General features: G+C 71.9%; 15 protein-coding genes. 14 read left to right on the plus strand and 1 reads right to left on the minus strand.

What is annotated here, in order from left to right:
• The first annotated feature begins 8 nt into the window (after window positions 1-8).
• The 14 genes from ABZ911_RS05280 (at window position 9) to ABZ911_RS05345 (ending at window position 16,403) form a co-directional block, all read left to right on the plus strand.
• Window positions 9-1,541, plus strand: a complete 1,533-nt coding sequence (locus tag ABZ911_RS05280) for a UDP-N-acetylmuramoyl-L-alanyl-D-glutamate--2,6-diaminopimelate ligase (protein ID WP_358052092.1) — start codon at window positions 9-11, stop codon at window positions 1,539-1,541.
• Entirely contained in the window at window positions 1,538-2,941 is a 1,404-nt protein-coding gene (gene murF, locus ABZ911_RS05285; protein WP_358052094.1) for a UDP-N-acetylmuramoyl-tripeptide--D-alanyl-D-alanine ligase, read from the plus strand. The genes ABZ911_RS05280 and murF overlap by 4 nt, the downstream gene beginning before the upstream one ends.
• The gene (mraY, locus tag ABZ911_RS05290) at window positions 2,938-3,999 is read left to right on the plus strand and encodes a phospho-N-acetylmuramoyl-pentapeptide-transferase (RefSeq protein WP_358052096.1); all 1,062 of its coding nucleotides are present in this window, start codon (window positions 2,938-2,940) and stop codon (window positions 3,997-3,999) included. The genes murF and mraY overlap by 4 nt, the downstream gene beginning before the upstream one ends.
• Window positions 3,996-5,366, plus strand: coding sequence for a UDP-N-acetylmuramoyl-L-alanine--D-glutamate ligase (gene murD / locus ABZ911_RS05295; protein ID WP_358052098.1), 1,371 nt, complete (start codon window positions 3,996-3,998; stop codon window positions 5,364-5,366). Before mraY ends, murD begins: the two co-directional genes overlap by 4 nt.
• The gene (gene ftsW / locus ABZ911_RS05300; RefSeq protein WP_358052100.1) at window positions 5,363-6,649 is read left to right on the plus strand and encodes a putative lipid II flippase FtsW; all 1,287 of its coding nucleotides are present in this window, start codon (window positions 5,363-5,365) and stop codon (window positions 6,647-6,649) included. Before murD ends, ftsW begins: the two co-directional genes overlap by 4 nt.
• A 12-nt stretch (window positions 6,650-6,661) precedes the next feature.
• Window positions 6,662-7,747, plus strand: a complete 1,086-nt coding sequence (gene murG, locus ABZ911_RS05305) for an undecaprenyldiphospho-muramoylpentapeptide beta-N-acetylglucosaminyltransferase (RefSeq protein WP_358052102.1) — start codon at window positions 6,662-6,664, stop codon at window positions 7,745-7,747.
• A complete protein-coding gene (gene murC / locus ABZ911_RS05310) occupies window positions 7,744-9,150 on the plus strand; it encodes a UDP-N-acetylmuramate--L-alanine ligase (RefSeq protein ID WP_358052104.1) in 1,407 nt (468 codons plus the stop codon). Before murG ends, murC begins: the two co-directional genes overlap by 4 nt.
• Window positions 9,151-9,166: 16 nt before the next feature.
• A complete protein-coding gene (locus ABZ911_RS05315) occupies window positions 9,167-9,829 on the plus strand; it encodes an FtsQ-type POTRA domain-containing protein (protein ID WP_358052106.1) in 663 nt (220 codons plus the stop codon).
• A 203-nt stretch (window positions 9,830-10,032) separates the two neighbouring features.
• On the plus strand, window positions 10,033-11,379 hold the full coding sequence (gene ftsZ, locus ABZ911_RS05320) for a cell division protein FtsZ (protein ID WP_358052108.1): 1,347 nt from the start codon (window positions 10,033-10,035) through the stop codon (window positions 11,377-11,379).
• 104 nt (window positions 11,380-11,483) lie between these two features.
• Entirely contained in the window at window positions 11,484-12,179 is a 696-nt protein-coding gene (locus ABZ911_RS05325; RefSeq protein WP_358052110.1) for a YggS family pyridoxal phosphate-dependent enzyme, read from the plus strand.
• Window positions 12,180-12,296: 117 nt separating this feature from the next.
• Window positions 12,297-12,800: a cell division protein SepF gene (gene sepF / locus ABZ911_RS05330; protein WP_358052112.1), complete on the plus strand. Its 504-nt coding sequence runs from the start codon at window positions 12,297-12,299 to the stop codon at window positions 12,798-12,800.
• Between the two features lie 80 nt (window positions 12,801-12,880).
• Entirely contained in the window at window positions 12,881-13,171 is a 291-nt protein-coding gene (locus ABZ911_RS05335) for a YggT family protein (protein WP_358052114.1), read from the plus strand.
• 106 nt (window positions 13,172-13,277) lie between these two features.
• Complete coding sequence (locus tag ABZ911_RS05340; protein ID WP_358052116.1) at window positions 13,278-14,147, plus strand: DivIVA domain-containing protein; 870 nt, start codon at window positions 13,278-13,280, stop codon at window positions 14,145-14,147.
• Between the two features lie 93 nt (window positions 14,148-14,240).
• The gene (locus tag ABZ911_RS05345) at window positions 14,241-16,403 is read left to right on the plus strand and encodes a hypothetical protein (RefSeq protein ID WP_358052118.1); all 2,163 of its coding nucleotides are present in this window, start codon (window positions 14,241-14,243) and stop codon (window positions 16,401-16,403) included.
• Window positions 16,404-16,492: 89 nt separating this feature from the next.
• Here ABZ911_RS05345 and ABZ911_RS05350 read toward each other — a convergent pair whose 3' ends face one another.
• Window positions 16,493-17,329, minus strand: a complete 837-nt coding sequence (locus ABZ911_RS05350; RefSeq protein WP_358052119.1) for a PhzF family phenazine biosynthesis isomerase — start codon at window positions 17,327-17,329, stop codon at window positions 16,493-16,495.
• Window positions 17,330-17,362 lie beyond the last annotated feature (33 nt).

Consider the following 17,362-nt stretch of genomic DNA (forward strand, 5'->3'; position numbering starts at 1 on the left):
CGTCGTCTATGCGTCCATCGACCAGTCCGCCCCGCCCGCTGACCGGGCTCGCGACCATGCTTGACGCTCCGTCAGGCACCTCGCGCTCACCGCATGCCGCGGTGACAGGGGTCACCATGGACTCCCGCCAGGTCAGGCGAGGAGACCTCTACGTCGCCGTGAGCGGCGGCAGCGCCCACGGCGCCGACTTCTCCGCGGAGGCCCTGGCGCGCGGCGCCACGGCCATCCTGACCGACCCCGGGGGGCGCGCCGCGGCCGCGGCCACGGGCCTGCCCGTGCTGGTGGTCGCCGATCCCCGGGCGCTGCTCGGCCAGATCTCCTCGTGGGTCTACTGCCAGCCCGCCCACGACATCTCCGTGCTCGGCGTCACCGGCACCAGCGGCAAGTCCACCACCACCTTCCTGCTGGAGGCCGGGCTCAAGGCGGCGGGCCACACCACGGGCCTGGTCGGCGGTGTCGAGATCCACGCCGCCGACCTGGTCTTCGAGCCCAAGCTGACCACCCCCGAGGCCACCGACCTGCACGGCCTGTTCGCGCTGATGCGCGAGCGGGGCGTCACCGCCGCCACGATGGAGGTCTCCAGCCACGCGCTGGCGCTGGGCCGGATCGACGGCGTCTTCTACGACGTGGCGCTGTTCACCAACCTGTCGCAGGACCACCTCGACTTCCACCGCGACTTCGAGGACTACTTCGCCACCAAGGTGCGCCTCTTCCAGCCCGAGCTCAGCCGCGCCGGCGTGACCAACATCGACGATCACTACGGCCGCGAGCTGCTGGAGCTGGCCAAGATCCCGATGACCACGTTCTCCGCGACCGGCGACCCCGCGGCCCAGTGGCGGGCCCTGGACGTACGGCTGGGCGCCGACGGCAGCACCTTCCGGGTGGTCGGCCCCGGCGGCGTCGAGGCCGACGCGACGGTGGCGCTGCCCGGCCCGTTCAACGTGGCCAACGCCCTCGGCGCGATCGTCACGCTGGTCGAGGCCGGCGTGCCGTTGCAGACGGCGGTGCACGGCGTCGGCACCATGGCGGGCGTCCCGGGCCGTATGGAGCGGGTCACCCCGGCCGACGCCGAGTTCCAGGCCATCGTCGACTACTCCCACAAACCGGGCGCCGTGGAGTCGGTGCTGACGGCCCTGCGCACGGTCACCACCGGTAGGCTGACCGTGGTGCTCGGCTGTGGCGGGGACCGCGACAAGGGCAAACGCCCGCTCATGGGCGAGGCCGCGGCGCGGCTGGCCGATGTGGCGATCTTCACCAGCGACAACCCCCGGTCGGAGGATCCGCTGCGCATCCTCGCCGCGATGCTGGACGGGGCCCTGCAGGTTCCCCCGCACGACCGCGCCCATGTGATCATTGAGCCTGACCGGGCCGCGGCGATCGGCCTGGCGGTCGGGGCGGCGGGTCGCGGAGACGTGATCGTCGTGGCCGGCAAGGGGCACGAGCAGGGGCAGTACGTCTCCGGCGAGGTGATCCCCTTCGACGACAGAGCCGTCGTCGCCGAGGCGATGGACGCACGTAACGAAAGCAGGACGAACCTATGATCCCGTTGCCGCTGGCCAGGATCGCCGAGATCACCTCCGGCGCCTTGTCTGGCATGGCCGACCCGCGCGCCGTGGTGCGCGGCCCCGTCGTGATCGACTCGCGGGCCGTCGAGCCGGGATCCCTCTTCGTGGCGATCAGGGGCGCCCGCGTGGACGGGCACGACTTCGCCGCCCAGGCGGTCAGGGCGGGCGCGGTGGCCGTCCTCGGCACCCGGCCCACCGAGGCGCCCGGCGTGATCGTGCCGGACGCCGTCACCGCGCTGGCCGCACTGGCCACCGAGGTGGCCGCCGCGCTGCCGGCCACCGTCATCGGCGTCACCGGCTCGGCGGGCAAGACCTCGACCAAGGACCTGCTGGCCAGGCTGACCGGCCGGATCGGCCCCACCATCGCGCCCGTCGGCTCCTACAACAACGAGATCGGCCACCCGCTGACCGTGCTCAAGGCCGACGCCGACACCCGTTTCCTGGTGCTGGAGCTGAGCGCCCGCGACGCCGGCCACATCGGCTACCTGGCCCGCATCGCCCCGCCGTCGATCGGCGTCGTGCTCAACGTCGGCACCGCGCACCTGGGCGTGTTCGGCGGCCGGGAGGCGATCGCCAAGGCCAAGGGCGAGCTCGTCGAGGCGCTGCCGCGTAGCGGCGTGGCCATCCTCAACGCCGACGACCCGCTGGTGCGGGAGATGGCCGGGCGGACCGCCGCGCGGGTGACCTTCTTCGGCCGCGCCGAGCGCGCGGCCGTCCGGGCCGAGGACGTGCGCCTCGACGAGCGCGGGCGCGCGTCCTTCACGCTGCGCACCCCGTCGGGCGCCGCCGAGGTGAACCTCCGGCTGTACGGCGAGCACGCCGTGAGCAACGCGCTGGCCGCCGCCGCGGCCGCCTACGAGCTGGGCCTGCCGGTCGCCACCATCGCCCAGGAGCTGTCGCAGGCCGAGCCGCGCAGCCGCTGGCGGATGGAGGTCACCGACCGCCCCGACGGCGTCACCGTGATCAACGACGCCTACAACGCCAACCCCGACTCGATGCGCGCCGCCTTCGCCGCCCTCGGCGCGCTCGGCCAGGGCCGCCGCCGCTTCGCCGTCATCGCCGCGCTGCGCGAGCTGGGGGAGGAGGGGCCCGCGCTGAACGAGGAGCTCGGCCGCCTGGCCGGTGGCGCCGGGCTGGACGGGCTGATCGTGGCGGGGCCGGACGCCGAGCCCGTGCTGCGGGGGGCGTACACGGCCGCGGGCGGCCTGCCGTACCCCGGGCAGGGGTTGCCGATCGTGCATGTGGCCGACGCGGAGGCGGCGGCGGCGCAGCTCGGCGCCTGGCTGCGGCCGGGTGACGCCGTGCTGGTGAAGGGACCGCGCGCGATGGAGCTGCAACGGACGGCCGAGCTGCTGCTCGGAGGTGTCGCCAAGTGACCGATATCATCATTGCCGGCGCGGTCGGGCTGATCCTGTCCATGCTCGGCACTCCCCTCGCGATCCGGCTGTTCTCCCGGCGCGGATACGGCCAGGAAGTCCGCGAAGACGGGGTTTCGGCCCACCTCAGCAAGAAGGGCACGCCCACGATGGGCGGCACGGTCATCGTGATCGCCGCCCTGCTCGGCTTCGCCGCCTCCCACCTGGCGACGCTGGCGCAGCCGACGGTCTCGGCGATGCTGGTGCTGTTCCTGATGACCGGGCTCGGCGCGGTCGGCTTCCTCGACGACTTCATCAAGATCTACAAGCAGCGCAGCCTGGGCCTGCGGTCCGGTGCCAAGGCACTGGGCCAGCTCATCGTCGGCGCGGTCTTCGCCATCCTGGTCGTGCAGTTCCCGAACGAGTACGGCATCACGCCCGCCGAGACGAAGCTCTCCTTCCTGCGCGACATCGGGCCGTCGTCGATCGGCCTCGTGGCGTTCACGGTCTGGGTGCTCATCATGATTGTCGGCTTCTCCAACGCGGTGAACCTCACCGACGGCCTCGACGGCCTGGCCAGCGGCGCCACGGCCGTGGTGCTGGGCGCGTACGTGCTGATCGGCAACTGGCAGCTGCGCAACAACTGCATCGACCAGCTCGGCCCCAACTGCTACTGGGTGCGCGACCCGCTGGACCTGGCCGTGGTCGCGGCGGCCGTGCTCGGCGCGCTGATCGGCTTCCTGTGGTGGAACGCGCCGCCCGCCAAGATCTTCATGGGCGACACCGGGTCGCTGGCCCTGGGCGGCGTGCTGGCCGGCCTCGCGATCACCACCCGCACCCAGCTCCTGCTGGTCATCCTGGCCGGCCTGTGCGTGATCATCACCGTGTCGGTGATCATCCAGGTGGGCTTCTTCAAGATGACCGGCAAACGGGTGTTCAGGATGGCGCCGCTGCAGCACCACTTCGAGCTGAAGGGCTGGGCGGAGACCACCATCGTGGTCCGTTTCTGGCTCATCGCCGGGTTGTGCGCGGCGGTCGGCCTCGGCCTGTTCTACGTCGAGTGGATGCCCAGGCCATGAGTGTCGTCTGCGTGGCCGGGCTGGGCGTCTCCGGCACCGCCGCTGCGAGGGCGCTGGCCAGGCGCGGCGAGCGGGTGGTGGTCCTGGAGGCCGTCGAGGGCGAGCGCCAGCGGCTCGTCGCGGCCGAACTGGCCCGGCTCGGCGTCGAGGTCCGCTTCGGCGCCGCGGAGCTGCCCGAGGGCACCACCACCCTGGTCACCACCGGCTGGCCGCCGCACCACCCGCTGATCGCCGCCGCGTCCGCCGCGGGCGTCGAGGTGGTCGGCGAGGTCGAGCTCGGCTGGCGGCTGCGACCCGAGCACGCCGCGCCCTGGCTGGCGCTGACCGGCACCAACGGCAAGACGACCGTGGTGCGGATGCTCACCTCGATGCTGCTGGCCGCCGGTCGCAGGGCCGTGGCCGTCGGCAACGTCGGGGTCCCGGTCGTGGAGGCGGTCGGCGAGCCGTACGACGTGCTGGCCGTGGAGCTGTCCAGTTTCCAGTTGCACTGGTCGAGCAGCCTGGCCCCGCACGCGGCGGCGATTCTCAACGTCGCGCCCGACCACCTGGACTGGCACGGCTCGCTGGAGGAGTACGCCAGGGCCAAGGGGCGCGTCTTCGAGCGGGCGGGCACCGTGGTCTACAACGCCGACGATCCCGCGGCGGCCGGGCTGGCCGCGCCGTACGAGGGGGCGGTGGGGTTCACGCTCGGCGTGCCCAGGCCCGGTCAGCTCGGCGTGGTGGAGGACCTGCTGGTCGACCGGGCGTTCGTGGCCGATCCGCGGCGGGAGGCCGAGGAACTGGCGGGCCTGGCCGACGTGCACCCGTTCGCGCCGCACAACGTGGCCAACGCCCTGGCCGCCGCCGCCCTGGCCCGCACCCTCGACGTGCCCGCGGCGGCGGTACGCCAGGGACTGGCCGACTTCGTCCCCGACCCGCACCGGATGGCGCTGGTCGACCGCGTCGGCGAGGTCGACTACGTGGACGACTCCAAGGCGACCAACCCGCACGCCGCCGCCGCCTCGCTGGCCGCCTACCCGTCGATCGTCTGGGTGGCGGGCGGCCAGCTCAAGGGCGCCGACGTCGACGACCTGGTCCGGCAGGCCGCCCCCCGGCTGCGCGGCGCGGTGCTGATCGGCGTCGACCGGGCCAGGATCGCCGAAGCTCTGTCGCGACACGCGCCGAATGTCCCCGTCGTCGACCTGGCCGCCCAAGACACTGGAGTGATGGACCGCGTCGTCACCGAAGCCGCCAGGCTCGCCGCCCCCGGGGACACCGTGCTGCTCGCCCCGTCGGCGGCGTCGCTGGACATGTTCGCGAACTACCCGGCCCGGGGGGAGGCCTTCGCGCTAGCCGTACACCGCCTGAAGGGGCGGGAGCGGGCATGAGCGCGACCGCGCAGGAGCGGCCGGAGCCCGTCGGCTGGATCCGCGAGCAGCTCGCCGCGATCAAGGAGTTGCTGGACCGGCCGCTGACCACCTACTACCTGATCCTCGGCTGCAGCGCGCTGCTGCTGGCGCTCGGGCTGATGATGGTGCTGTCGGCGTCCAGCATCGAGGCGCTGCAGAAGACCGGCAGCCCGTTCTCCTGGTTCTTCAAGCAGTCGATGTCGGCCGCCATCGGCGTGCCGCTGATGTGGGTGTGCTCGCGGCTGCCGCGCCAGTTCTTCCGCTGGGCCGGCTACCCGCTGATGGCGCTGGCCATCATCGGCCTGTTCATCGTGATCTTCGCGGGTGTGGAGCAGCAGGGCGCGCAGCGCTGGATCGACCTCGGCGCGATCCACCTGCAGCCCTCGGAGCCGGCGAAGCTGGGCCTGGCGCTGTGGGGGGCCGACCTGCTGTCGCGCAAGGCGCGCAACGGCCGGATCGAGTGGCGTCACCTGCTCATCCCGCTCATGCCGGGCACCGCGATCCTGGCCGTCATGGTCATGCTCGGCCGCGACCTGGGCACCACGCTCGTGCTGATGATGATCTTCCTGGCGCTGCTGTGGGTGGTGGGGGCGCCGCTCAAGCTGTTCGGCGGGATCCTCGGCCTGATGACGGTGGCCACCATCTTCATGATCATCACCGAGGGCTACCGGTCGGAGCGGATCGAGGGGTGGCTCAACCCCTGGGGCAACGCGCAGGGGTCGGGGTTCCAGGCGGTGCAGGGGCAGATCGCGATGGGCTCGGGCGGCTGGTTCGGGCTCGGCCTGGGCAGCAGCAGGCAGAAGTGGAGCTGGATCCCGCACGCCGAGAGCGACTTCATCTTCTCCATCCTGGGCGAGGAGCTCGGCCTGATGGGCACGCTGGCCGTGATCGCGCTGTTCGGCCTGCTCGGGTACGCGGGCCTGCGGGTGGCCGCCCGGGTCAACGACGCCTTCGTCCGGCTCAGCGCCGCCGCGGTGGTCGCCTGGGTGGCCGGGCAGGCCATCGTCAACATCGGCGCGGTGATCGGCGTGCTGCCCATCACCGGCATCCCGCTGCCCCTGGTCTCGTACGGCGGATCGGCCCTGTTGCCGACGCTCGCCGCGCTTGGCATGTTGTTGTCGTTCGCCCGGCAGGAGCCCGGTGCGCGGGAGGCCTTGGCCGCGCGTGGCCCCGGACCCGTCACTCGGGCCCTAAGCTGGCTTGGCCTGGGGGGGCTTGCCCGAGCACGAGGGGCGGGCAGAGTGAGCCGAGGGAAACGTTAAGAAAGGACCGAGATGAGGGTGGTCCTCGCCGGTGGCGGGACGGCCGGGCACATCGAGCCGGCACTGGCACTGGCCGACGCGTTGCGCAAACTGGACCCGGGCATCGGCATCACCTGCCTCGGCACCGAGCGCGGCCTGGAGACCCGGCTGGTCCCGGCCAGGGGGTATGAGCTGCAGTTGGTGCCTGCCGTACCGCTGCCGAGGGCGATCACGCCGCAGTTGCTGACCGTGCCAGGACGGCTGGCCGGCGCGATAAACGCGGCGGCGGCGGCGATGGACCGGGTGCGGGCCGACGTGCTCGTCGGTTTCGGCGGCTATGTCGCCACGCCCGCCTACCTGGCGGCCAGGCGGCGCGGCGTGCCGATCGTCGTGCACGAGGCCAACGCGCGCCCCGGCCTGGCCAACAGACTCGGCGCCCGGCTCACCGAACACGTCTTCAGCGGCCACCGCGACTCCGCGCTGGCCAAGGCCGAGTACATCGGCATCCCGCTGCGCCGCGAGATCGTCTCGCTGGACCGGCTGTCGATGGGCGACAAGGCTCGCTCCTGGTTCGGGCTGCGCACCGACCTGCCGACGCTGCTGGTCTTCGGCGGCTCGCAGGGCGCCCGCTCGCTCAACCAGGCGGCCCTGGCCGCCGGGCCCACGCTGCGCCAGGCGGGCATCCAGGTGCTGCACGTGCTCGGCCCCAAGAACACCCTCGACCACGAGCCGCCACCCGGCGACCCGCAGTACGTCGTGCTGCCCTACGTGGACCGCATGGACCTCGCCTACGCCGCCGCCGACCTCGCGCTGTGCCGCAGCGGCGCGCTGACGTGCGCCGAGCTGACCGCCGTCGGCCTGCCGGCGGCCTACGTGCCGCTGCCGCACGGCAACGGCGAGCAGCGCCTCAACGCGGTCCCGATCGTGGAGCGCGGCGGCGGCCTGCTGGTCGACGACGCCGACCTGTCACCTGATTGGATCATTCAGAACGTGCTGCCCATCCTCCGCGACCCCGAACGGGTCGCCGCAATGTCGGAGGCGGCCTCCGCCATGGGGCGCAGGGACGCCGACATGGCCCTGGCCCGCAAGGTCACGCAGATCGCCGGAGGTCGCTCGTGAGTCTCGTCAAGCTGGTCGACCCGGTGGCGGCCGAGGAGCTCGGCCGGGTCCACTTCATCGGCATCGGCGGCGCGGGCATGTCGGGGATCGCCCGTATCCTGCTCAAACGGGGCGTCAGGGTCTCCGGCAGCGACGCCCGCGGCTCGGAGATGGTGACCGAGCTGCGCGAGCTGGGCGCCACCGTGCACATCGGCCACGCCGCCTCGCACATCAAGAACGTCGACACCGTGGTGGTCTCCACCGCGATCCGCGACTCCAACCCCGAGCTGGGCGAGGCGATCAGGCAGGGCCTGCGGGTGATCCCGCGGGCCGCCGCGCTGGCCTCGGTGATGGCCGGGCGGGCGGGCGTGGCCATCGCCGGCACGCACGGCAAGACCACCACCACCTCGATGCTCACCGTGGCGCTGCAGAAGTGCGGCGCCGACCCGTCCTACTGCGTGGGCGGCCAGCTCGTCACCACCGGCCTGGGCGCCGACGAGGGCTCGGGCGAGATGTTCGTCGCCGAGGCCGACGAGAGCGACGGCTCGTTCCTGATGCTGGCCCCCGACATCGCGGTGATCACCAACGTCGAGGCCGACCACCTGGACAACTACGGCGACCCGCGGGCGGTGTACGACAGCTTCGCCCGTTTCGTGGAGCGGGTGCGCGGCACGCTCGTGCTCTGCCTGGACGACCCCGGCTCTGCCGCGCTGGTTCCGCAGGCGCGGGCGCGCGGCCTCGTGGTCAGGACGTACGGCGAGACCGAGGGCGCCGACTACCGCCTCTCCGAGGTACGGCCCGACGGCTTCGGCACCGTCTTCACCGTCGAGGGCCGGGGGCAGGTCCGGCTGGCCGTACCGGGGGCGCACAACGCGCTGAACGCCTGTGCCGCGATCGCCGTGGCCGACGCCCTGGGCCTGCCGTTCGAGGAGATCAGGGACGGCTTGGCGGCCTTCACCGGGGCCAAGCGGCGCTTCGAGGCCAAGGGTGAGGCCGCCGGGGTCGCGGTGTTCGACAGCTACGCCCACCACCCGACCGAGCTGGCCGCCGACCTGCGCGCCGCGCGCGACGTGGTCGCCTCCTACTCGGGCACCGGCCGGGTCATCGCGGTCTTCCAGCCGCACCTGTACTCCCGCACCCGGTTCTTCGCCGAGGAGTTCGCCGTCGCGCTCGCGCTGGCCGACGAGGCGATCGTGCTCGACGTGTACGGCGCCCGCGAGGACCCCGAGCCGGGCGTCTCGGGCGCGATGGTGGCGGGCCGGGTGCCGCTGCCCGCCGAGCGGGTGGCCTACGCGCCCGACCGGGACGAGGTGCCGGCGCTGGTCGCCGGCCGGGCCAGACCGGGCGACATCGTGCTGACCATGGGCGCGGGGGACGTGACCGAGCTGGGGCCGAGGATCGTGGCGGAGCTCGCCGCCGGATGACTTATGTGGGGGGCGGATGAAGGCGCGTACCGCGCTTGTCGCGCTGCTGACCGCGGGGGTGGTCGGCAGCACGGTCTATCTGGTGTTCTTCTCGCCCGTGCTGGGCGTGCGCTCGATCGAGATCATGGGAAATCTCACAGTTCCCGCCGAGCGCATCGAGCAGCAGGCCGGGGTGCCGGAGCTGCATCCGCTGGCGACCGTGGACCTGGGGGAGGTCCAGCAGCGCGTGCTGGGGATCAGGCAGATCGCCTCGGCGAAGGTGGGCAGGGACTGGCCGGGCACGCTCACCATCGAGGTGGTCGAGCGCCGGCCGGTCGCGGTCGTGCCCGTCGGCGGCAAGGCGGCGCTGGTCGACGCGCAGGGCGTGGTGACCGAGCTGCGCGATGTCGCCCCGCCGCGACTGCCCGTCCTGAAAGTGGGCAGCCCGGGGCCGGGGGACCCGGCGACGATCGCGGCGCTCCAGGTGATCGGCGGCCTGCCGGACGACCTGACCCGCGTGATCGACGAGGTGCTCGCGACCACGGCGGAGAACGTGTCGTTCAAGCTGGTCGACGGCCGCACCGTGATGTGGGGAGGGGGCGACCGGGGGGAGGACAAGGCGCGCATCCTCACCGGCCTGCTGAAACAGAAGGCGAAGGCCTACGACGTGAGTTCCCCGGACGTCGTGACCATGAAGTAAAGCGATGGGCGCGAATGGGACAGCCCGCGACACGCCGGACGTGCTTGCGGCGCGGTTAGTTGACCCGCCCGGAGCGAAACTCCTACTGTCCGTATCAATCCTCAGGTTGACATAAATCTGAATCTCAACTTGAGGTTGAGAGTTACAAGCGGAGATTTTCCGCACCCGAAATGGCAAGTCAACGAGCGGAAAGGCCCCTCGTCGTGGCAGCACCGCAGAACTACCTCGCGGTCATCAAGGTCGTCGGCATTGGCGGCGGCGGAGTGAACGCCGTCAACCGGATGATCGAGGAGGGACTCAAGGGCGTCGAGTTCATCGCGATAAACACCGACGCCCAGGCGCTGCTGATGAGTGACGCCGACGTCAAACTCGACGTCGGCCGTGAACTCACGCGCGGCCTCGGGGCCGGCGCCAACCCCGATGTGGGGCGCAAGGCGGCCGAAGACCATCGTGAGGAGATCGAGGAGGTCCTCAAGGGGGCCGACATGGTCTTCGTCACGGCGGGCGAGGGCGGCGGCACCGGAACCGGCGGCGCGCCCGTCGTCGCGAACATCGCCAGGTCACTTGGCGCTCTGACCATAGGTGTAGTGACCAGGCCGTTCAGTTTCGAAGGTCGTCGCAGGGCGTCGCAGGCCGAGGCCGGCATCGAGACCCTGCGCGACGAGGTCGACACGCTGATCGTCATCCCGAACGACCGGCTGCTGTCGATCTCCGACCGGCAGGTCAGCGTCCTGGACGCCTTCAAGGCGGCCGACCAGGTGCTGCTCTCCGGTGTCCAGGGCATCACCGACCTGATCACCACGCCCGGCCTGATCAACCTCGACTTCGCCGACGTCAAGTCGGTCATGTCGGGGGCGGGCTCGGCGCTGATGGGCATCGGCCACGCGCGCGGTGACGACCGGTCGGTCGCCGCCGCCGAGATGGCCGTCTCCAGCCCGCTGCTGGAGGCCAGCATCGACGGCGCCCACGGCGTCCTGCTGTCCATCGCGGGCGGCTCCGACCTCGGCCTGTTCGAGATCAACGAGGCCGCGCAGCTGGTGTCGAACGCGGCGGCCCCCGACGCGAACATCATCTTCGGTACGGTCATCGACGACGCCCTCGGCGACGAGGTCAGGGTCACCGTGATCGCGGCGGGCTTCGACGAGCCCAACCCGCCGGACAAGCCCGTCCCGGCGCCTCAGCAGCGCCAGCAGGCGCGCCCGGCCGCCGCGGCGCCCCAGGCGCCCCCGGTCGCCGCGCCGGTGCGCTCGGCCCCGCTCAGCGCGCCGAGCGTCAAGGCCGAGCCGCCGCCGCCGCGTCCCGAGCCCCGCCCGGAACCGCGTCCCGAGCCCCGGCCCGAGCCGGTGCGCCCGGTGGAGAGCGCCCCGCCGCCCGCCCCCGCGCCGGCGATGGAGGAGCCGCAGGCGCCGGTCTCGATCCCGAGGCCCGCGCCCGAACCGGCCAACCCGCCCACTCCGATCACCTCCCGCATGTCGGAGCCCGCGAGGCGCCGCCCCGTGGTCTTCGAAGAGCAGGAGGAGGAGCTCGACGTCCCGGACTTCCTGAAGTGAGATTCCTCACCCCGGGGCGCGCCGCGTCTCGGGGGGAGGAGTCACCCCCGCTGCTCGATCGCGGGGGTTCTTCCTTTTTGGTGCACGATGGATGTCTTGTGGACATGACACGCACAGATGAGATCGCCGCGGGCCTCGCCGAGGTCGAGACGCGGATCGCCGGAGCCTGCGCCAAGGCGGGCCGCCCGCGCGAGGAGGTCACCCTGATCGCGGTGACCAAGACCTATCCTGCCTCCGACGTACGGATCCTGGCCGGGCTCGGGGTCACGGACGTGGGCGAGAACCGCGACCAGGAGGCCGCGGAGAAGGCGGGCTCCCTCACCGACCTCTCGCTGACCTGGCACTTCGTCGGGCAGCTGCAGACCAACAAGGTGCGCTCGGTGGTCGGTTACGCCGACGTCATCCACTCCGTCGACCGCCCGCGGCTGGTGCAGGCGATCAGCCGCGAGGCCGTACGGGCCGGGCGTGAGGTCACCTGCCTGGTGCAGGTCGCGCTCGACGACGACCCCTCCAGGGGCGGCGCGCGCCCCGCGGACGTCCCAGGGCTCGCCGACGAGCTCGCCGCGGCCTCCGGGGTACGCCTGGGCGGGCTGATGGCCGTGGCCCCGCTGGGCGAGGATCCGGCCGCCGCCTTCGCCCGGCTACGGGATCTGGCGGTGGCCGTACGCGCAGGCCATCCCGGTGCGACGATGGTGTCGGCGGGGATGAGCGGAGACCTCGACGAGGCCGTGGCGCACGGTGCGACACACGTGCGGGTCGGTACGGCGTTGCTCGGCCTCCGCAAGGCCTTCGTCAGGTAATGTCCCCTCAAGTAGAGGTCGGATAGCGGTGAGCTCCAAGGGGGTACGGCTACCGCCTCGGGATCCAGGACACGGATCCCGAGCGAGTGCGACCATGAGCAGGAGGACGACGTAGCGATGGCCGGCGCGATGCGCAAGATGGCGGTCTACCTCGGTCTCGTGGAGGACGACCGCTACGAGAGATACGAGACCTACAGCGACGACGACTACGACTACGACGACGAGTCGCGCCGCACCGGCGAGGAACGGCCCGCAGCGATCCAGGAACGCGAGGACGACACGGACCCTGGCGTGCCCGCTCCCCGGCCCGCCACGACCGTCCTGGAGCGCCGCACGACCGATCTGGCCCGCATCACGACGCTGCACCCGCGCACGTACAACGAGGCCAGGACGATCGGCGAGCACTTCCGCGACGGCACCCCGGTCATCATGAACCTGACCGAGATGGTTGACAGTGACGCCAAGCGGCTTGTCGATTTCGCGGCAGGTCTGGTCTTTGGCCTACATGGCAGCATTGAACGTGTTACCAACAAGGTGTTCCTGTTGTCCCCAGCCAATGTCGAGGTGACCGCCGAGGACAAGGCCCGAATCGCGGAACGCGGGTTCTTCAACCAGAGTTAGAGTCTCTGTATGTCTATCGTCCCGACCCGGGTCTCACCGAGACCGGGAGGGCACACCGGAAGTGGAGGCGCGGCCGGGCCGTGGGGATCGTCAGTCAGATCTTGTTCGTAGTCCTGTCCCTCTATCTGGTGCTGCTCATCGGCAGAATGATCTTCGAGACGGTGCAGGCGTTCGCCCGGCAGTGGCGGCCTTCCGGGGTCGTCCTGGTGCTCGCCGAAGCCACTTACACGGCTACGGACCCACCTCTCAAGTTCCTCCGCCGTTTCATTCCTCCCCTCCGGTTGGGTACGGTGGCCTTTGACCTAAGCTTCACAGTGCTGTTCATTGTGGTTCTGCTCTTGATCCAAATCGCTGGGTGGCTGGCCAGGTGACCGCACGGCTGTTGGGGTTTGGTCGTGATCCAACTCGTGTCCGCGCTGAAGTGATTCGGGTACCGTCCTTCCGGACAGACTCCAAGCGCGCCAAGGAGACCAAAAGATGCCGCTGACGCCCGCCGATGTGCGGAACAAGCAGTTCAGTACGACCCGGTTGCGGCCGGGCTACGACGAGGAAGAGGTGGATGCCTTCCTCGACGAAGTCGAGGCTGAGCTTGACCGCCTGATCCAGGAGAACGAGGAGCTCCGCGCCAAGCTGGCCGAGTGCCTGCGCGGCAAGGTGCCGGGCGGCATGAACATGCCGATGGCGTCCGCCCCCGTGCAGGAGCCCAAGCCCGAGATGATGGCGCCGCCGCAGCAGGAGCCCATGCGGGCCCCCGAGCCGCAGCAGCAGATGCCCGTGGCCATGAGCATGCCTCCCGCCGAGGACAACATGGACACCGCGGCCCGCGTGCTCGCCCTGGCGCAGCAGACCGCCGATCAGGCGATCGCCGACGCCCGCCGCGAGGCCGACGAGACCGTCACCCGCGCCCGCCGCGAGGCCGACGACATCCTCACCAAGGCGCGCCGCCAGGCCGAGCAGGTCATCGGCGACGCCCGCGCCCGGGCCGAGACGCTGGAGCGCGACGCGCAGGAGCGCCACCGCCAGGCCATGGGTTCGCTCGTGCAGACGCGCGACGAGCTCGAGCGCAAGGTGGAGGAGCTGCGCAGCTTCGAGCGCGAGTACCGCAGCAGGCTGAAGCTCTACCTGGAGAACCAGCTGGCCGAGCTCAACGTCTCCGCCGAGGGCGGCAGCGGCGGCTTCCCGGTCATCCCCGGCGGTCCCATGAGCGGTGCCCCCAGCATGTCGCACGCCGTGCCCCAGGGAGGACAGCAGCCCCTGCCCGGCGGCCAGAACCCGTTCGGCGGCGAGCCGCAGCAGCACCAGGGCGCGTTCCAGGGTGCAGAAGGCCCGCACAACGACCGGCGCTGACGCCGCTAAGGTAACGGGTCAGCTTCGACTCTGACCCGTCACTCGAAAGAGCCCCCTGTGATCCTTATCAGTGCTGGTTTGGTGCTCGCGGCCGTGGTCTTGCTGATCGCGGGCTTCGTGCTGGCAAAGCCGTTCCTGATCATGTGGTCGATCGTGGTCAGCGTGCTGTCCGCGCTCTTCCTGGTCATCGGAGCGTTTCTGCGGCGGCACGAGCTGTTCCCCGGCGGCGGCGCCGCACAGGCTCCCCCGCCAGGGCCGCAGAGCGGCCAGGTCCCTCCTGTGGTACGGCCGGTGCCGCAGCAGGGGCTCTCACCCCTCCAGCAGGGATCGGCCGGCGCACCCCCCGCGCCGCGCCCCCACCCCCCGTACCAGACGGTCCCGCAGCAGACCGCGACCGTGCCCGGCCTGGCTCGTCCCCGGCCGCCCGCCCTGTCCGGGCCGCAGGCGGGGATCTCGCCGGACGCGCTCGTCCTGGTCATCCCCGGGCGCAAGCGGTACCACGTGGCGGGGTGCCGGCAGCTCGCCGGGCGGGAGCAGGAGGAGCTCACCTATGAGGAGGCGCGCGAGGAGGGCTTCACGCCCTGCACCACGTGCCTTCCGGACGCCGCCCTCGGCGGCCGTCAGCTTCCTCCCGACCCCGAGCCCGCCGGCCGCGACCCCTACGCCGAGGCCCGGCCCGGCGACACCGTCTCCCCGGACACCCGCCGAAGCCCCACCACGGACGCTCATCGCGGTGAATCGCCTTCCGGGGATGCTCGCCGCAGTGAAACTCCTGTCGCGGACGCCCGCCGGAGTGAGGCTCCCGTAGCGGACGCTCCTCCCGTGCCGGTTCGTTCGGGTGAGATGCCCCCTTCTGAGGGTTCTTCCGAGGCGGACATGGACGACACCGATCCCAAGCTCGCCGACCGGCTCAGGCCGGGGTTCGCCGACGGTCCGCCGCCCTCGCATCCCTACTCCTCGTCCAAGCCCGGCCAGAATTCTGAGGGGCAGCCGGGTTCGTTCCCGGTCCAGGGGGCCTTCGGGGCGGCCTCGCCGCTGGCGGCGCCCACCTCGTCCGCCGTGGCCTCCGGGGCGGAGAGCAGAGATCTTCAGGCTCCGGCCGCTGAGGAGACGCAGAGGGTGCGTCCGCCCAAGACGGCTGGAGAGCGGTCCGGGTCCGAGGGCAGTGCTTCCACCTCCGGCCGGGAGGCCGATGCCGAGCGTCTCAGCGGCGGCACGGGGTCGGCGGAGTCGGGTGGCGGGTGGTTCGGCCGTACCGAAGCGTCGGCCGCGGAGCCGGTGGACCAGGGGTCGACCGTGCCCGGTCTCGTGGGGCCCCCGGTCACCTCCGCCCCTTCGTCCGTCGCGGCTTCCGCTTCCTCGGAACGGTCGGAGGCCGGTCGTGAAGGGCAGTCGGCGGTGACGTCGTGGTCCGCCTTCAAGGCGGTGTCCAAGCCCGACGAGGGCACGCCTCGCGGCCCTGGAACCGTTGGTGGGTCCACGAGCGAGGACGCGTCGAAGTCTGAGGGCGTGTCGAAGTCCGAAGGCGCGCCGCCCACGGCCACGGGGCGTGCGGAAGCGGGCCAAGAGGCAGATGGCTCCCTCAAGGAGCAGCCCCCGAAGGGGGGCGCTGAGACCTCTGCCAAAGCGGCCTCGCCCGCTGATGCGACCTCGCCGGGTGGTGCAACCTCGCGCGGTGATGCGGGATCTCCAGGCGAAGCGTCCTCGCCCAGCGAAGCGTCCTCACCTGGTGATTTGAGACCGCCTGGTATTGCGGGATCGCCTGGTGCTTCCAAGTCATCTGGTGGTGCGGGATCGTCCGATGCCGTCGGAACGCCCGGCACGGAGGCGGCACCTGAGGGAGCGTCGTCGGAAGCCGGGGCGCCCGAGGGCAGGGAAGCGGCATCGGCTGCGGATGCCTCGGCGGCGAAGGCCGTAGAGGCGCAGGCAGCGGAGGCGGTCAAAGGCACCGAGACGTTCGAGCGGGTGAAGGCGGCAGGGGTCGCGAAGACGCCGGACTCTGGAAAGGCGTCTGATCTCGACTCTGGAGAGGTGTCCGATCTTGCCGGGGCGACCGAGCGTGTGGAGGCGGCCGGGGCGCGGAGCGGTGAAGAGACAGCGCCGGATGCCAGGACCGTCAAGGTGATCACTGGCACCCGCCGGTATCACGGTGCGGCCTGCCCGCTGATCAAGGGTGCCGACTCCGGGGCGATCCAGAGCATGACCACGGCCGAGGCTGAGGCCAACGGGCTCACGAGCTGCTCGGTGTGCCAGTAGGACCGCAGGCCGACCCTCTGGAGCCCACCGCATAACCCGGGCCCTGGGACGGCTCAAGGGCGCAGGACGCCCCCGCAGGGGACCGTTGGTCAGATGGGGACGGCTGTGCCGGAGACGTGGATTCTGGGGTCGTCCGGCTGCAGGGTCACTCGCAGGATGCCGGGGCGGCCCATGTCGTCGCCCTGGTGCAGGGTGAGGGTGGCGGGGGGCGTCGTCTCGCCCAGGTCGCGGAGGTAGGCGCCGAAGGCGGCCGCGGCGGCGCCGGTGGCGGGGTCCTCGATCACGCCGCCGACCGGGAACGGGTCGCGGACGTGGAACGTGGTCGGGTCCGCGCGCCAGACGAGCTGCAGGGTGACCAGGTCGCGGGCGGTCATGAAGGCGGCCAGGCGGTCGAAGTCGTACGCCAGGTCGGCCAGCCGGTCGCGGGTGGCGGCGGCGAGGACCAGGTGGCGGGCGCCCGCGTAGGCGATGCGGGGCGGCAGCGCCGGGTCGAGGTCGTCCGCCGACCAGCCGAGCGCGCCGAGCGCCTCGGCCACGTCCGCCTCGGACACCTGGTGGACGTGCGGCGCCACGCTGACCAGCGTCGCCTCCGGGATGCCGTCCCCGCGCACGGTGACGGGCACCTCGCCGGCGGGGGTGACGAACAGCAGGTCGCCGGGGCCGATCCGCTCGCCCAGCGCCACGGCCGCCGCCACGGTGGCGTGGCCGCAGAACGGCACCTCCATCTTGGGGCTGAAGTAGCGCACGGTGTACGCCCGGTCCTGAGGCGGCGCGGGCGTCAGGAAGGCGGTCTCGGAGTAGCCCACGTCGGCGGCGATCCGCAGCATCGCCGCGGCGTCCAGGCCGGTGGCGTCCAGCACCACACCGGCGGGGTTGCCGCCGCGCGGATCGGCGGTGAATGCGGCGTAGCGCAGTACCTCGGTCATGCCGTGCACAACGGGTCTCGTGCGGCGAGTGTT

Origin of the sequence: Nonomuraea sp. NPDC046570, from assembly GCF_040645915.1 — a bacterium.
In the GTDB taxonomy this organism is placed as follows: Bacteria; Actinomycetota; Actinomycetes; order Streptosporangiales; family Streptosporangiaceae; genus Nonomuraea.

What these genes read in the sequence shown, in the direction of transcription:
- ABZ911_RS05280 (WP_358052092.1), top strand. Translation starts at nt 9, where the DNA reads ATGCGTCCATCGACCAGTCCGCCCCGCCCGCTGACCGGGCTCGCGACC.
- murF (WP_358052094.1), top strand. Translation starts at nt 1,538, where the DNA reads ATGATCCCGTTGCCGCTGGCCAGGATCGCCGAGATCACCTCCGGCGCC.
- murD (WP_358052098.1), top strand. Translation starts at nt 3,996, where the DNA reads ATGAGTGTCGTCTGCGTGGCCGGGCTGGGCGTCTCCGGCACCGCCGCT.
- ftsW (WP_358052100.1), top strand. Translation starts at nt 5,363, where the DNA reads ATGAGCGCGACCGCGCAGGAGCGGCCGGAGCCCGTCGGCTGGATCCGC.
- murG (WP_358052102.1), top strand. Translation starts at nt 6,662, where the DNA reads ATGAGGGTGGTCCTCGCCGGTGGCGGGACGGCCGGGCACATCGAGCCG.
- ABZ911_RS05315 (WP_358052106.1), top strand. Translation starts at nt 9,167, where the DNA reads ATGAAGGCGCGTACCGCGCTTGTCGCGCTGCTGACCGCGGGGGTGGTC.
- ABZ911_RS05325 (WP_358052110.1), top strand. Translation starts at nt 11,484, where the DNA reads ATGACACGCACAGATGAGATCGCCGCGGGCCTCGCCGAGGTCGAGACG.
- sepF (WP_358052112.1), top strand. Translation starts at nt 12,297, where the DNA reads ATGGCCGGCGCGATGCGCAAGATGGCGGTCTACCTCGGTCTCGTGGAG.
- ABZ911_RS05340 (WP_358052116.1), top strand. Translation starts at nt 13,278, where the DNA reads ATGCCGCTGACGCCCGCCGATGTGCGGAACAAGCAGTTCAGTACGACC.
- ABZ911_RS05350 (WP_358052119.1), bottom strand. Translation starts at nt 17,329, where the DNA reads ATGACCGAGGTACTGCGCTACGCCGCATTCACCGCCGATCCGCGCGGC.